Annotated in this window: 15 protein-coding genes; 3 read left to right on the plus strand and 12 right to left on the minus strand. The window is 60.5% G+C overall.

The features are described from left to right. Window positions 1-474 precede the first annotated feature (474 nt). The gene (locus tag FAZ95_RS07925) at window positions 475-810 is read left to right on the plus strand and encodes a hypothetical protein (RefSeq protein WP_137331944.1); all 336 of its coding nucleotides are present in this window, start codon (window positions 475-477) and stop codon (window positions 808-810) included. Window positions 811-856: 46 nt separating this feature from the next. Here FAZ95_RS07925 and acs read toward each other — a convergent pair whose 3' ends face one another. Beyond that, window positions 857-2,917, minus strand: coding sequence for an acetate--CoA ligase (gene acs / locus FAZ95_RS07930; RefSeq protein WP_137331945.1), 2,061 nt, complete (start codon window positions 2,915-2,917; stop codon window positions 857-859). A gap of 286 nt (window positions 2,918-3,203) precedes the next feature. Here acs and FAZ95_RS07935 point away from each other — a divergent pair, with 286 nt between their 5' ends. Beyond that, window positions 3,204-3,626 (plus strand): ACT domain-containing protein, encoded by a 423-nt coding sequence (locus FAZ95_RS07935; RefSeq protein WP_137331946.1) that lies wholly within the window; start codon window positions 3,204-3,206, stop codon window positions 3,624-3,626. A gap of 127 nt (window positions 3,627-3,753) precedes the next feature. Here the strand turns inward: FAZ95_RS07935 and FAZ95_RS07940 are convergent, their stop codons facing one another. The 10 genes from FAZ95_RS07940 to FAZ95_RS07985 all read right to left on the minus strand — a co-directional run bounded on the left by FAZ95_RS07940 (window position 3,754) and on the right by FAZ95_RS07985 (window position 12,651). Then, the gene (locus tag FAZ95_RS07940) at window positions 3,754-4,197 is read right to left on the minus strand and encodes a universal stress protein (RefSeq protein ID WP_137331947.1); all 444 of its coding nucleotides are present in this window, start codon (window positions 4,195-4,197) and stop codon (window positions 3,754-3,756) included. 357 nt (window positions 4,198-4,554) lie between these two features. After that, window positions 4,555-5,133: an acetate uptake transporter gene (locus FAZ95_RS07945; protein WP_254699845.1), complete on the minus strand. Its 579-nt coding sequence runs from the start codon at window positions 5,131-5,133 to the stop codon at window positions 4,555-4,557. A gap of 981 nt (window positions 5,134-6,114) precedes the next feature. Then, window positions 6,115-6,588, minus strand: coding sequence for a hypothetical protein (locus FAZ95_RS07950; protein WP_137334469.1), 474 nt, complete (start codon window positions 6,586-6,588; stop codon window positions 6,115-6,117). Window positions 6,589-6,768: 180 nt separating this feature from the next. Continuing rightward, entirely contained in the window at window positions 6,769-7,002 is a 234-nt protein-coding gene (locus FAZ95_RS07955) for a hypothetical protein (RefSeq protein WP_137334470.1), read from the minus strand. Window positions 7,003-7,242: 240 nt separating this feature from the next. Further along, window positions 7,243-7,668 (minus strand): hypothetical protein, encoded by a 426-nt coding sequence (locus FAZ95_RS07960; protein WP_137331949.1) that lies wholly within the window; start codon window positions 7,666-7,668, stop codon window positions 7,243-7,245. Window positions 7,669-7,768: 100 nt separating this feature from the next. Continuing rightward, a complete protein-coding gene (locus FAZ95_RS07965; RefSeq protein WP_137331950.1) occupies window positions 7,769-8,644 on the minus strand; it encodes an SDR family oxidoreductase in 876 nt (291 codons plus the stop codon). Between the two features lie 201 nt (window positions 8,645-8,845). Beyond that, window positions 8,846-10,009, minus strand: a complete 1,164-nt coding sequence (gene argE / locus FAZ95_RS07970) for an acetylornithine deacetylase (protein WP_137331951.1) — start codon at window positions 10,007-10,009, stop codon at window positions 8,846-8,848. Beyond that, on the minus strand, window positions 10,002-10,679 hold the full coding sequence (locus tag FAZ95_RS07975; protein WP_137331952.1) for a DUF1028 domain-containing protein: 678 nt from the start codon (window positions 10,677-10,679) through the stop codon (window positions 10,002-10,004). Before FAZ95_RS07975 ends, argE begins: the two co-directional genes overlap by 8 nt. A 10-nt stretch (window positions 10,680-10,689) precedes the next feature. Then, on the minus strand, window positions 10,690-11,127 hold the full coding sequence (locus FAZ95_RS07980; protein ID WP_137331953.1) for a RidA family protein: 438 nt from the start codon (window positions 11,125-11,127) through the stop codon (window positions 10,690-10,692). Between the two features lie 141 nt (window positions 11,128-11,268). After that, window positions 11,269-12,651, minus strand: a complete 1,383-nt coding sequence (locus FAZ95_RS07985; protein WP_137331954.1) for a flavin-containing monooxygenase — start codon at window positions 12,649-12,651, stop codon at window positions 11,269-11,271. 289 nt (window positions 12,652-12,940) lie between these two features. Between FAZ95_RS07985 and FAZ95_RS07990 the strand changes: the two genes are divergently transcribed. Then, window positions 12,941-13,867: a LysR family transcriptional regulator gene (locus FAZ95_RS07990; RefSeq protein WP_137331955.1), complete on the plus strand. Its 927-nt coding sequence runs from the start codon at window positions 12,941-12,943 to the stop codon at window positions 13,865-13,867. A gap of 91 nt (window positions 13,868-13,958) precedes the next feature. Here the strand turns inward: FAZ95_RS07990 and FAZ95_RS07995 are convergent, their stop codons facing one another. Then, window positions 13,959-15,533: a DUF3138 family protein gene (locus tag FAZ95_RS07995; RefSeq protein WP_137331956.1), complete on the minus strand. Its 1,575-nt coding sequence runs from the start codon at window positions 15,531-15,533 to the stop codon at window positions 13,959-13,961. Between the last annotated feature and the right edge of the window lie 25 nt (window positions 15,534-15,558).

The following is a 15,558-nucleotide window of genomic DNA, read 5'->3' on the forward strand; positions in this document are numbered from 1 at the left end:
GCGGCTTGCTTAGCCGCCTTCGCCACGGCCGCGAAAACGTGATACTTCGGCATCGCATGGACCGCGCTGGACGCGGGCATTGTTTTCGCTGGCGGACGTCATCGACATCTGGATGGCGGTTCCGGAGAGTGCAGATCCGTCGGTCGGCACCAGCAGGCGCTTGAACAGAGATTTTCTCCCGCTGGCAGGCCTGTGCCATCAGGTCGCCTACGGCCTGCCGCCAGAACCGGAACGATTTCTTTGTATCGTCAGCCTGATGAGGGCCGAGCGGGGCATCTGGTCTACTGTGTGCCAAACTGGCGCGGACCGGCTCGACAGAAGTCCGGTATAGTCGTGCGTCACGCACGGCGTCCGGCCCCGCATCGGCGGCAGGACTGTTGCGAACCGTCTCCGGTTGTTCGAGCGTTCTCATGCATGAGGCGGCGGACCTTGCCTGCAAGGCTTGTGTCCGAGCGTCTCATGCGGTAATAGATCATGTCGCCAGTCAAGTTTGTTCTCAGTTATACCGCCGTGCCCTTGATGGCGATTGTCACCGTCGTGACTTGGGCGTCGCTGCACGCTTCTGCCGAAATTGACGCGCGCCAGTATGCGTCGCTGTCAACCTCGTACGCGAGTTTTCCGGCCGGTCTCAGGCACGATATTGCAGACGCCCTGAAATCAGGAATGCTGAGCAAGTCGGACTATTCTTCGTTGGTACGCGAGTCGCTTGACGATGATGTGGTGCTCGACTGGCCTGCCGGGAACACCGTAGATGTGGCCCGTGAACGAGCGAAACTGCTGGCGCTCGTCAGGGCCGACCGGTTTAGATAAGATTGTCGGCGCGACGTCCGACGTAACCCACCCACTGAACTCCCAACTACTTCACGAGCGCCCGCAGACTGTCAACGATCTCGGGGTTGGCCAGCGTAGATACGTCTCCGGGATCCTGATGGTTCGAAAGTGACGCGAGCACACGCCGCATGATCTTGCCCGACCGGGTCTTGGGCATGTCCGGAACGATGAGCACTCGATGCGGCTTCGCGATTGATCCGATCCGCTCGACCACAGAGTCCGCAACCCGCTTTGCAATATCCTCCGAAGCTTCCACCCCGGGCTTTAGCGAAACATACAGCTCGGGCACTCTGCCCTTGATCTCGTCGGCGACCGGCACGACTGCCGCTTCGACGACATCGGGGACAAGCAGGGCGGCTGACTCGATTTCCTTGGTACCGAGCCGATGGCCGGCGACGTTTATCACGTCGTCGATGCGACCGAGAATCCGGAAGTAGCCGTCCGCAGCGTCGACGGCACCGTCTCCCGCCATGTAGGGCCAGTCGCGCCAGTCCTTGCTCTTGGGATCCCTGCAGTAGCGGCCATAGTACGTTTTCACGTAACGTTCCGGGGCCTTCCAGATGGTCTGGAACGCGCCGGGCCACGGATTGAGGATGCAGATGTTGCCGGCCTTGCCGGAACCGCGCGCAAGTTCATTACCGTCATCGTCGTAAATAACCGGATGAATGCCAGGAATCCCTGGGCCGGCACTGCCAGGCTTCATCTTGTGCAACGCCGGTACCGTGCTGCAAAGGAACCCGCCGGTTTCCGTTTGCCACCACGTGTCGACGATGACGGCCTCACCCTTGCCGACAGACCGGTGATACCACTTCCAGACTTCGGGCTCGATGGGTTCGCCCACGGTTGTCATGTGCTTGAAGTGATAGTTGTACTTCGCGGGTTCGTCCGGTCCGCTGCGCCGCAGCGCCCGGATTGCCGTCGGTGACGTGTGGAAGATGTTAACGCCGAGGTTTTCAGCAATTCGCCACGGGCGCCCGGCATCCGGGTAGACCGGCACGCCTTCGTACACGACCGACGAGGCTGCGAGCGCGAGCGGGCCGTAGACGATATAGGAGTGACCGGTAATCCAGCCGATGTCCGCCATGCACCAGTACACATCCTCGGGGTGTATGTCCTGGATGTATTTCGATGTCCAGGCGACGTAGGCGAGGTAGCCCCCAATGGAGTGCTGGCATCCCTTGGGGCGCCCGGTGGTGCCGCTCGAATACATGAGGAATAGCGGTGCCTCTGCCGGCATCTGCACGGGCTCGACACGTTTGCCGCGGAACGCCTTGACGGCCTCGTTGACAATGACATCGCGTCCTTCTACCAGCTTCGTCGGACTCGAATACTTGCCCGAATAGCGCTGCCAGATCAGAACCTTCTCGGCTTGGTGACCCTTCTCCGCGGCTTCGGCGAACGCGGTGTCGGCCTTTTCCTTATGATCGATCAGCTTGCCGCCACGCCAGTAGGCGTCCATCGTGATCAGCAGACGGCTCTCGGAATCCAGGATGCGGTCGGCGCAAGCCGCGCCGCTGAAGCCGCTGAATACCTGCGAGTGAATCACCCCGAGCCGGGCGCACGCGAGCATCGTGATGGGCAGCTCCGCCACCATAGGCATATGGAGGGTGACCCGGTCACCGGCTTTCAGGCCGCAGGAGTCGCGTAGCATGGCCGCGAACTCGTTCACGCGGACATAAAGCTCCTGGTAGGTGACGTGCTGGACCGTCTCGTCCTCGGGCTCGGGCACGAAATGGATCGCGGCCTTGTTCCGGTACGCGGTGAGATGGCGATCCACGCAGTTGTAGCACGCATTGATCGTGCCACCGACAAACCAGCGCCAGAACGGGGGATCGCTCGCATCGAACGTCGTCTCCCAGTACTTGTACCAGTCGAGAAGGTCCGCGAACTCCTTGAAGCACTCGGGAAATTTGTCGAGAGAGAAACGCGCGAACACGTCCTGATCGGTCAGATTGGCCTGGGCGATAAACGACGCGGGCGGCAGGAAATAATCCTCTTCAGGCCAATGCACGGCGATTTGCGCCTCGGAAACGTCCAGCGTTTGTTGTTCTGCGGAAGCGCGGCGCGATGACTTGTCTCGGGACATGACAGTTCCTCCTTGCTCCCAGGTGCCTGGGGCACGAAGTGTCCGTGCTACCCGCGGCAGCGCGTCTTTGGTCTTACTTTTACGGGTCGAGGCACCAGGTGCGAAGGTGCGTGCGCTGCATAACGAATTAAAGTCCAGGGCGAATGTAATGCCAAGCAGCGTATTTTCCGCCAAAGAGCCGCTCCTCGACGGCCAGTGGCATTGGCACGAAGCCGCTGTTTGGCTTGTCGGCTGGTCTGCCCTGAACTAGATTTTCACTGAGGTTCATCAACCGAGAGGGGGGGCCATGGATCTGCTCGTTGAACGTGTCGATGTGTGGGCGGCCACCATCGAGGACAGGCCCGGCGGTCTTGCCGAAGTGTTAAGTGCGCTGCGAGATGCCGGAGCGGATCTGCAATTCATCATCTCCCGTCGAACTCCGGAAGCACCGGGGAAGGCGGTCGTGTTTCTCTCGCCGCTTCAGAACGATCGCGAAATCCGTGCCGCCTCGCAGGTGGGATTCAACGTCACTGCGAGTCTTCACTCGCTGCGCGTGATGGGTACCGACCGGCCGGGCATCATTGCGGAGTTGACTCAGAAGTTGGCTGCAGGGGGAATTAACCTTCGCGGCGTTTCGGCTGCCGCCATTGGCACACAGTTCGTTTGCTACATGGCAATGGACTCGCTGGACGACACGGTTCGCGCGATCGAGATTTTGCAGCAGGCATAGGACGTTTCGTTGCGCCACACGCGCCGCGGCAGCAACGGGGTGCCCTGGCGCTGCAATGCCATGTGCCCGGCATGGCGCTCGGCTCAGACAAAATGAGGGCGACGCGCTGCCGAAGACCCCCGTTGGTTCACTGGCTGCGATACACCAGCACCGGAATGTTGCTGTGGGTCAGCACCTTTTGCGTTTCGCTGCCAATGAGGAGTCCTTGCACGCCGCGCCGGCCGTGCGACGCCATCACGATCAGGTCGCAATGCCGCTCCTGCGCGGCGTGAATGATTGCCTGATACGGATGGTCACTCACGACCCAGGTCGTCTCGCACAGCACGGCGGCGTCCGTCGCGATTTGTTCGACGAAAGCCAGGTATCTTTCGGCGTGTTTTCTCGCATGCCGGACGTATTCATTCGGCGTGTCGGCCAGCATTTCCGTGTCGTACGTCAGCAGATGGAACTCCGGAATGACGTGAATGCCCGTGATCTTTGCGTCGAAGGCTTTCGCCACGCCGACCGCCATGCGCGCAGCCTCACCCGAGAGTGCCGACCCGTCGGTAGGCACCAGCAGATGCTTGAACACTTTTCCTCTCCAGCGCGAAGTCGATGCCCAAGAGTTCGCGCAACATACCTCGATACCATCCCTGCGCCGAATGCGAATCCGGTGTCGGTCGTCATCGAGCTGGCCCCGGAAAAAGCGAAGGCGAAACGTCAAAGGATCGTCTAATTCAGTATAGATGGGCGCAGGCACGACACGGGCAGTCGTTGCGCCCAGAACCCACTGCGCAAGACGGATCCTCCATCGAACGGCGATGCATCGCCCAGTAACAGGCGCGATCGGCCCAAGCTTTCTCGGCCCAGGCATCTGGCGCCGGAAAGCCTCGATGCTCAGACGTGTCCTTGTCCACGGAGCACCGCAGGGCTGACCGGCGCGAAGCGGCTAGGCCGGACTCGGATGGGCTTGTGCCCAGTCGTGCGTCGGAAGCACGGTGTGTCCCATGCTTTCGTTGATCACCATGGCCGCCGCCGCATAGAACGCCAGTACCGCGGTAATCAAGCCTGTATAGCCGCCGGCCTGCGTGGCAAGGCTCGAACCTGTCCATGCGCCAATGGCCAACAGCAGAAAAGTGATCCACAGCGACAGGAACACCAGTTGCACAGACCTACTCGTGTGCAGCGAGCCGATCCACAGGTAGAACGTAACGACGCCCCACACAAACAGATACCAGCCGACGAAGGACTCAGGCACCTTGGTGCCCAGGAACGCGACAAACAGCGCAAAGGACCACCAGAAGGCGCCGTAACTGAGGAACGCCACCGTACCTAGCGTATTGCCACGCGGAAATTCGAGCACGCCCGCGATCATCTGCGCCGTGCCGCCGAAAGCGAACGCCAGCGCCAGCACGAGCCCCAAGGCACTCGCGTTGTACCAGCCGGCGTTCACCATGCTGAGCATCCATGTCGTGAATGCGAACCCAGCTAGCCCGAGCGGCGCCGGGTTGGCTAACTTACTGTTCATAAACCGCCTCCTTGGTGGTTGGCCCTGAGACATATTCGGAGGCGATACCCATTCCTCGGTCGCCGCCGAACAACCGTGCAATCCTCGCTCTCGATGGCTGCCAATTCGGAAATATGGGTGGACCCCACGCATGGCGCAGCCACGTGCAAACCTGCGCGGTTCAACTTAAGTGTAGGCTTCGTTATGCCGCTCGCCGAGTCGGATGGCACTGATTTAGCAGAGGGATGGCCTTGACGCGAACTGCCTTGCACGCCACGGCGGGAACTCGTGCACGAGGGATACGGGTTCCTCACGTCCGCATTGCTTGAGCGGTCCTTCGGAGATAGGTCCAGGCCTGTCCGTCGATCCAGGCGATCGCGACGGATCTTCGATGAAACAGCGGCCGTTCGCTAGTGAATTTGCGAGGACAATCGAGTTTCCGTTCCGCCGACAGAGTTGAAATAAGGGTTCCTTATGGTTTGTTACATATCATTTTTCGCGTCCTATGATGTGATTGTAAGGGCCAAGAGCCATTAGAAGACGCCAAGTGAACGGCCTCTTTGGCATCAGAGAGCAACGGTTTGGACGCAGGCCTGATATGCGGCGCTGCAGCAAGCAGGCGCATGTGGAGCTAATTAAAAAATCGCGCTTTGGGGCAGTAGGCGGGCTTGACGCTAACTTTGTGCGATTCCCGTGCGGCTTAGCGTTCCGACGATACGCTGTCGAGTCCAACAATCTGCGTCACGGTGGAGGCGGGGCGCACGAAGGTAAGGGACTCAGCCGGTGTTTTTGGTTCCGACTATGTTGTGTTCCATTATTTGCTATCGGCGCACAACAAAGTTCGCGGCAACTGGGAAGCTCAGGGTTTCAGAAACAACTCAGTCCGCGGCATTTCAAATAAGTCGTTGTGCGCCGCGCGAAATCCTCGACGAGGCCGCTGGGTGCGGGACCGTCGCGCGCCCGTGCGGTCAGCGGAGACCAAGGCTGTCAGACGAAGGGTAGTTACGTCGCGACTTCGGCAGAGGCGATTCTTCGCTTGGCACTGAGCAAGCCCTCGACCATCCGCGCTTCCGCCTTGGCGATACCCTCAAGAGACGCCACGGATAACTGGCGACCGAAGAGTTTGAACGCCACACATACCCAAGCGTAGTCAGCGTCGCCCATCACCCAGACGCCGGTTTCCTTCTCGGCAGCGTCGATATGCATCATCGCCGCGTGGGCTTCTTGTACGTCCGCAATGTCGTCTGGATGGTATCCGAGCCGACACAGCTCCTCGGCAATCAAAAGTTGTCGCTCCAACGTCGTGAAGAGTTCGCGCGAGCCACGACCTCGCCGAAAGGCGTCCAAGCCCGTGTAACACTGAAGGAGCATGGCTTGGGTGATGGGCTCATGTGCAGCCCGGCTAAAAGTCAGTGCACGCAGCAATGGTGACATCGCCGGCGGGGTGTGTTTGCGGGTTCGTGATTTACCAGGCATGTCGAATTCAATCTTGCTCAATGACACTCAGTCCTGCCACCGACGCGACGTCCGCCGGCAAAAGACGCCGCCGATACGCTGGCGGCGAAACAAGCGACCTTGGACGTGCATGCGACGATGATGGGAGGCAACAATTAAGACAGGCTTAAACACCGCGGCGAGCACCATTGTTCCCGAGCATTACTCCGCGCGTGCCGCCTGTTTCTGCGCGGCTTGTTCCTCGGCGTGCTTTTTCGCCAGGTGATGTCCGACGATACAGCCGCCAACCGCCCCTGCGACCGCGTGATGCCCCGCATAGTGCCCGGCAACACCGCCCACCACCGCGCCCTTGATGCAACCGGCTGCGTTTGCCGTTCCGATGCCTGCGAGTGCGGAGATTGCAATAGTGAGCGCGAACTTGCTAATAGATTTCATCTTGTCATACCGTCGGTTGTGTTGAGGGGATGCTGAGGCCGCTGTCGAGATTTCAATCGCGACGCAGGCGTCGCTCGCCACGCGTTGCATTCGGGAACGCCCACATCGAAGAAGTGAAATCTCCCTGCGCACGCTAACGCATATAACGCTCGCGCCGTCATCGCCGTGCACGTCTGAAACACGACCTTTGTAAGCAATTGTCAGCGGCGCGGCCAGTCGAGCCGAATGGTTCGGTTTTTATTAGTACTCGCGCCTCGGGGGCTGCGGATTGTTCGCCGGGTTCGTGTCGTATTTCGATATCCCCTTGATGCGCAGTTCGTCGACAAGAATTGAGAGGTCAGCCTCCAGCGCGTCTGCGACTTCTTTCGAGTACACCTCCTGGCCGCTCACATACACCGTGTAGGACTGAAGGTGCTTTGCCTTCTTCACGGGGTCCTCAATCGTCGTTTTCGTCCATTGATAAAGCGGATAAAGGTGGACGCCTTTTTCTTCCGCCTCAGTCACGTAGTCGACAAACGCGTCGAACTGACATATCAGTGTCGCCCTAAATTTGGCGAGAACATTGTTTAGGGGTTGCAGTGCCTCATTTGAGGGCTCTCGGCGGACCATCATTGCGAAGTCGTCGCTGAACCGGATTCGCACTTGCCATTGCCATAAAGCGTTCATGAGTCACCTTCACTGGCTCTTTCCGATTGCGTTGTAAGTCGCCCTCATCCCACCAAGTCCGACACATCAGGTTGGGCGGTTCCAGTGTGGCCTGCGGATCTCACGAGGCCTTGGTGCGCATCGTCATATTGTCCGCTGGTAGCATGCCCGGCAATGCCTCTACAAAGAAGTCTGCCTGTAGTGCGGCCCCGGGCTGCACGTCATACTGAGCAAAGTCCCTAACTCCAGCCGCGAGCAGGACTTCGTCGTCGAGAAAGAAGTTTCCCGAACACGCTTTGGATGGGCGCGTCAAGATATAGTGAGCCGCGTCGGCGACGATCTCCGGCTTGCGACACGCAGCAATCATATCCGCGCCACCAATTTCGTTTTTCACGGCGGCCGTCGCAATCGCGGTCCTTGGCCAAAGCGAATTCACAGCCACGCCCCGGTCTTTGAACTCGCCGGCGAGCGCCAACGTGAACAAGCTCATCGTGTATTTGGCGATGGTGTATGCCGGAAAATCCTTGAACCACTTCGGGTCGTTAACCAGCGGCGGCGACAGCGTGAGGATGTGTGGATTCGGCGAATTGAGAAGGTGAGGCAGGCAGGCCTGTGCGCAGACAAACGTGCCCCTGCCGTTGACCCCGTGCATGAGGTCGTATCGCTTGACGGGCGTATCCAGCGTTCCGGTCAATCGAATGGCGCTGGCATTGTTCACAAGGATGTCGATGCCGCCGAACACCTCCACGGCTTTGGCAACGGCGTCCTTTACGCGGTCCTCGTCGCGAATGTCGACGACAAGCGGAAGTGCCTTGCCGCCGGCAGCTTCCACGGCAGCGGCTGCTGTATGAATCGTACCTTCGAGCCGCGGGTCCGGGTCGGCGGTCTTCGCTGCAATCACGATATTCGCGCCGTCGCGTGCGGCTCTGAGTGCGATGGCAAGTCCGATACCGCGACTTCCACCTGACATGAATAAGGTCTTGCCGGCAAGGCTCATGGTCGTCTCCTAGTAACAGGCATCAGCATACGCGTTTGCGGAAAAGGAGGCGGCTCGGGTTGGCTATTTTGAATTATCAGCGCTCGTACGCGTTTCATTCGCTGGAATTCGGGCTTGGTAACCACCACCTGCGAATCTCGCGCACTGACTCGCGTGAATGTGGCTGCTGTGCGCCAGACCGCTGATTGAGAAGTTCAGTTATTAGATCGGATTCGCCAGATATCCGGCCAAGCGAGCGAGCATCGCATCGCAACCGGCCAGTTGCTCGATAGCAATGAACTCGTCCGGCTTATGGCCTTGATCCATGCTTCCCGGCCCGCAGACCACGGTGGGAATGCCCGCCTGCCCGAACAGTCCGCCTTCAGTACCGAACGCCACGGTTCCAAACTCGTTAGAACCGCTGAGCAGGGCCAACAGGCGTGCCGCTTCGCTGTCGGGTGAGGTCGCCAATCCCGGGTAGGCACTCAACGGCTGCAGGCGAATGTCCGTGTCTCGCTGCACCGAACGCATTTTCGGCAGCAATTCGGCCTCGGCATAGGTCCGCAGCTTATCCGACACTTCCTTGGCGTCGAAGTCCGGCAGGGCGCGCACCTCGAAATCGAATTCGCATTCGGCCGGCACGATATTCAGAGCGCGACCGCCTCGGATCACCCCCGTCTGCACGGTCGAGAATGGCGGGTCGAAGCGGCGATCGTGATGTTCGGGCTGCGCGAGCTCCGCGCCGATTTCTTCCAGCCTGCCGATCAGTCGCGCCGCATATTGGATCGCGTTGACGCCATGGGGGGAGTAAGCCGAGTGGCACGCCGCGCCCTTTACATGGCAGCGCATGGCCAGCTTGCCCTTGTGGCCAAGCACCGGTTTCAAGCTGGTCGGTTCGCCGATCATGCAAAGGCGCGGCTTGTGAGGACGCGCCCCGAGTTCCGCCAACATGGACCGCACGCCCAGGCATCCCACTTCCTCGTCATAGGAGAAGGCGAGGTGTACCGGCAGCTTCAACGGCCGCTCGAGAAAGGCGGGTACCGCCGCCAGCACCGAAGCGATAAAGCCCTTCATGTCGGCCGTGCCGCGACCGTATAGCCGCCCGTCTTTCTCAGTGAGGCGGAACGGCTCGACCGTCCAGGGCTGCCCGTCCACCGGCACCACGTCGCTATGGCCGGAAAGCACAATGCCGCCTCGGTCCCGCGGACCGATGGTGGCGAACAGGTTCGCCTTGGTGCGCTCCGGGTTGTAGAAGAGTTCGCTTTGCACCCCAAGCGCATCCAGATAGTCCTGAATGAAGGCGATCATCTCCAGGTTGGAGTCACGGCTGACGGTGGCGAAGCCGATCAAACTGCCGAGCAGCTCGCGGCTGGACAGCTCATTCATCGCCGGGCACCCCGTAGCTGGGCGCCGCGGTTGGATTCAGCGCCCGCGTCACGTAGTCCTGCATCTGTGGCCGATAGCTCTGCCAGAGGCCATCGAGCTTGTCGATGGGGTCTTCGTCCGCCCAATCGACGCGCAGATCGACGATCGGCCAGGTGAGGCCGTCTACGACTTTGAGCGCCGCCGAATGCACGGGCCCGGCTTCACCACCGGCCGCTGTCGCGGCATGCATGGCCGCCAGTAAGCGGTCGGCAAGCATTCCATGCGTGTTTTCGAACGCCTGAACCATCGCCTCGATGACTTGGACGCGAGCCAACATGTTGCCCGCGGCTACGCACTGCTCACCCGCGACGGCGTTGTGCATTCCCAGCGCTTCTTTGCCGGTGAAAAACGCCGTATGGCCCCGGCTATCGATCACCGTCACCTGCCGATACTGGCTCCACCCGTCGGCGTCGAGCGCTCGATCGAGCGCCGCCGCGGGCGCAAGCTGCCGGCTTTCGAGGAGGTCGAGGATCTGCGGTCCAAGCGCAGGCAGCGTGACATTCTGTGTCGCTACGGCCCCGACACCTGCGCGCACCCAGGGGCATCGGGCACCCACGGCGATGCTCGACGAGCTGATGGCAATCCCAAGCTGCCCGGTCTCTTGGCAGCGTCCGACAATCGAGAATGTCATGTCGTGTCCCTCAAGCCTGACGCGGCTTCCAGTTATCCGGAATCACCGCGATCACATCGATTTCCATGAGCCATTGCGGCTGACCCAGGGCGCTCACAACGAGGCCGGTGGAAATGGGAAACACGCCCTTTAGCCATTTGCCGACCTCCTGATACACCGGTTCGCGATAACGAGGGTCGATGAGGTAGGTGGTGGTTTTGACGATGTGGGACAGGTCGCTGCCTGCTTCCGCGAGCAATTGCTTGACGTTCTTCATGGCCTGCTCGGTCTGAGCCTGCGGATCGCCGAGCCCCACCAGATTGCCTTCGAAGTCGGTGCCCACCTGTCCGCGCACGTACACGGTGTTGCCGGCCCGCACCGCCTGGCAGAGGTCGTTGTTCAATGTCTGATTCGGGTAGGTGTCCTTGGTGTTGAACATGCGGATGCGGGTGTGCGTAGGTTGGCTCATCGATGCACCTCAATACTCAAAAGAAAAATCCGACTCCCCGGGATGAGGGACATGCCCAATGGGCCGCCGTAAAGCCGCACGGTAAAGCCGCGCTGCATAGCCGATTAGGCGCTCTCGATCGGGGAGGCGAGGGGAAAGGGTTTAGGCCGATACGCCCTGGCTGGCCGCGTGCGGAACAGGGGCCGCGTGAGCCGTGACGTTTCGAACCAGCGAATCAGCGCATGGGCCGCCGAGTCTTTCCTCGCGGCAGTCTTCGGCCTGCCGCTGCGAGGCATCGCGATAGGCGTGGTATTTGCGCTGCGTGACGATATGGTCGGCAATGTGCTTGGCATCGTGCCAGACGCCCCAGATAAAACTGGAGCCACGGCGCGACAGCCACGGCAGACCCAGGAAATAGATGCCGGGCTCGATCGAGATGCCGCGCTGATGCTTCGGCTTGCCGTTCGCGTCGAACGCTTCGACATTCAGCCAGCTGTAGTCGACTGCGTAGCCGGTTGCCCAGACGATCGAGGTCACACCCGCCTTGGCCAGATCGAGCTCGAGAATGGGATGGGTCACGCATTCCGGATCGGGTAGAACATGGCGGGCCGCTGGTTCTTCGGGAAGGTCGAGGCCATTTTTGGCGATATAGGCGTCAGCCGCATTCAGAAGCGACAGGTAGTTTTCGTCGCCTCGAGCAAGGTTGACTGCAAGATCGGATTCAAAGGCGACCACGTTATCGCCGAACGACTTCGTCAGACCGACGAGTGTGATGCCCTGGGCAGCGAGCGCGCGGAAGTCGATTGTGTGGCCGCCACGAGCGCCGCTTACCGCAATGGTGACGTGCTCCCTGCCCGGCGTGGCGACTTCCTTGTCCCATTCGCCGAGAACACCCAGCCACCAGCAGAAGTCCCGGTTGCGGTAGGAGCGTGGAGGACGATCGTGCGGTCCAACCGAGAGGTAAACCTTCTTGCCGGCACGCTGCAGCTCATCTGCGATCTGCACTCCTGACGACCCGGCGCCAACCACCAGAACAGCACCCTCGGGCAGTTGCTCCGGATTGCGATAGTCGGCGGAGTGAATCTGATCGATCCTCTCATTGTCAGGTGCGATCGGCGGGATAACGGGACGCTGGAACGGTCCCGTTGCGACCACCACGCGGCTGGCTTCGATCACGCCCTCGGATGTTTGAACGGTGAATCCAGGCCGCCCAGCATTGCGCACCACCTTCTTCACTTCCACACCGGTTCGGATAGGGGCGTTGAACTTGCTGGCATAGGCTTCGAAATAATCCGCAATCCGATCTTTCCCGGCGAAGGCGTCGGGGTCGAGATCGTCGAACTCGAGACTCGGAAAGCGATCGTGCCAGGCCGGACCGTTTGCAACCAGCGAATCCCACCGTCCCGTGCGCCAACGTTCGGCGATCCGATTGCGTTCCAGCACGAGGTGGGGCACGCCGAGTTTGCTCAAGTGTTCGCTCATGGCCACGCCGGCCTGACCGGCGCCGACAACGAGCGTATCGATTGACGTTCTTTCAACTGTCATGGCTATTTCCTTCTGGGAGGCTGTTTGCTTCGGGTCGGTCAAGGCTTCGCTGTCGATGTCAAGCTCGCGGCCAGCGGGAATGGAGTCGCGGTACGGCTTGCATGTCGTCCTCCATGGATTGGCGTTGATCTGCTACCGAAAGCAATCTACGCGGAAAGACCGCATCTGAAAAATATATTTAAAAGATGCAAGACATCTGTTTTTGCTATGTAAAGCGCGAGATAATCAACCTGGAGACGAGCGCCGCACCCGGCGCCTTTGGAATGATTTTTCTGATTGGGACAGTTCGATGGAAAGCCCGCTGCTTCGGTATTCGCTGCGTCAACTGCGATACTTTGTCGTGACCGCAGAAACGCTGTCGTTTACCGGCGCGTCAAAAGTCCTGCACATTTCGCAACCCTCGATCTCCACGGCGATTGCCGAGCTGGAAGAGTCTTTTGGGGTGCAGCTGTTCATTCGCCACCACGCCTCCGGGCTTTCCCTGACCCAGGCGGGGCGCGAGATGCTCGGCAAGACGCGTGACCTGCTGAAGAATGCGGAGGAACTGCAGGCTGCTGCGCGCGGGATGGACACCGGCATATCGGGCGGCATTGCGCTCGGCTGCCTGGTCTCGCTCGCCCCGCCATTGCTGCCGGGCCTCATCAGCCACTTCGTCGCTCAGCATGCCGGCGTCGTATTCCAGACGCGGGAAGCGCATCAGGAGGATTTGTTCACGGGCCTGCACGACGGATCGCTCGACCTCGCGCTGACCTACAGCATCGATCTGACCGACGAGATCGAATTCCTGCCGCTGCTGACGCTGCCGCCGTACGTAATCTTGCCGAAAACCCATCATCTGGCCCAGCATCGCTCGATCGCGCTCGCGAATCTCGTGGGGGAACCCTACGTGATGCTGGACCTGCCCCATAGCCGCGAATATTTCGCGGCGCTATTCGACGCAGTGGGCGAGCGTCCGGTCCCGGCGTTCAAGTCCGCGCAACCCGAGGTGGTACGCGGTATGGTGGCGAACGGTCTGGGATTCAGCATCCTGAATTTTCCGCTCAAATCGACGCATACCGTGGACGGTGAGGATTTCGTCGTCAAGCGGTTCAAGGACGACGTCACAGCCGCCACGTTGGGCATCGCGCAGTCGCGCAATATGAAGCCGAGACAGGTTGTCCGGCATTTCGCATCGTTCTGTGAAACGCTGATAAAAAAGCAGCACGCGAAGCGCTGAGCGTTTGCGTTGGAGGCCGCGATAAGGGTTGCTTCAGTGGGGCAGGCGCCCGGCGATGCCGTCGCCGGGCGCCTCATTTCGACGCGAGGCGTTAGAACGAGTAGATGAACTGCGTGGCGAGCAGATCGTTCGACTTCGCGTACGAACCATCGTTGCGCAGGAACACGGCGTTGTTCGCCCAGTCGTGACGGTATTCGACCTTCACGGTGATCTGCTGAGTCGGATAGAACAGCAGGTCGAGCGCGACGTCCTGGCGGTTTGCGCCCTTGCATTCGATGCCGCCGTCGGTCGAGTTCTGGATGCAATCGGTGCTGACGCCGAAGCCATTGTACGGATCGCGCCCTTGGCTGTTCAGCGCAATGCCGCCACCACCGCCGCCGTTTTTGCTGTCGACGAGGTAGTCGTAGCGCAGCGTCGCGCCCATCCGGCCGAGCACCGGCACATTGAACTTGCGGTGCGCGAGCAGCGACACGCCGTACCACTGCGCTTCTCCGCCGTTGAACGCCGCGTGCTGCTGCTGGCCGTAGTCGACTTCGGCGTTGTAGATCACGTCGGCAAGCGTGTACGTCATATCCGCTTCGCCGAAGAAGAACGTGCCGTAAGCGGTGCTCGACAAGCCGGCAGGACCGAAGCCGACCGTCTGGCCGCTCGAGTTGGTCGCGGTGGCCAGCGTCTGGCGTCCGATGTTGAACGAGCCGCCGATATCGAGCGCGCTCGACCACGTGTAGTCGGTACGAGCCGTGAACGTCGGGATTTTGTTGCTCGACGTGACCGGATCGCCGAACGCGTTGGTGCCGTTCTGCGTCACCGAGCCGTAAGTGCGGTACTGCTCGTTGCCGAGGAAGAACTTCCACGCCCAATTGCTGCCGTCGCCCGTGTAATTCAAGCCGATGCCGACATAGCTGCCCGGATCGGAGAAGTCGTAGAGCAGGTTGTGCGTGAGCGTCTGCATCTGGTTCGACTGCTGCACTTCGTAGCCGCCGAAGCTCGGAATCAAGCCGGCCACGAACGTCGTGGTGCCCGACAGCGGCACGTTGACCACAGCCGTATTGAGGATGTCGAGCCCCGTGCTGCCGTGCTCGTTCTGCAGCAGCGTGATGCCGTTGCCGCGGTTCGGCATCAGCGTGATTTCGGCGGACGGCGCCATCGGGCCCACGCCGAACGTCTTCTTGATGTCGAGATACAGATCGCCGAACGTGCTGTTGAAGTAGTTGTAGCTGCTTTCGTGGTTGGCGAACAAGAACGACGAGCTGCTTTGCGCGCGGTTATACACGTAGGTCGGGTCGATGTAGCCCGTGACCGAGAGGCCCGCGATCGGTCCGGTGTTGGCGGCGTCGGTGAGCGAATCGACCTTCAACTGCTGATTCGCGATCTGCTGCTTCATCGACGCGAGGTCGTCGTTGGTCAGCGTCGCTGTCGCCTTGCCGTAGTCCGGCGACGAGACGTCCACTGGCGCCGCTGCAGTGGCGGCCGGCGCCGGTGCTGCAGCGGGCGCTGCCGCCGCCGCTTTCGGTTGGGCCGCGATTTCCGAGCGCAAATGCTTCACTTCTTTTTGCAGCGCATTCAGCTGGGCCTGCAGCGCCTTGATCTCATCGCTTGTGGCGTCCGCCATGGCAATACCAGGCAGACTCCCCGCCACTAGCAGGCAGATGAGTTTCTTTCTCATGCAGATTCTCCTCGTTGGTCGTATT

It is taken from the genome of Trinickia violacea (assembly GCF_005280735.1).
In the GTDB taxonomy this organism is placed as follows: Bacteria; Pseudomonadota; Gammaproteobacteria; order Burkholderiales; family Burkholderiaceae; genus Trinickia_A; species Trinickia_A violacea.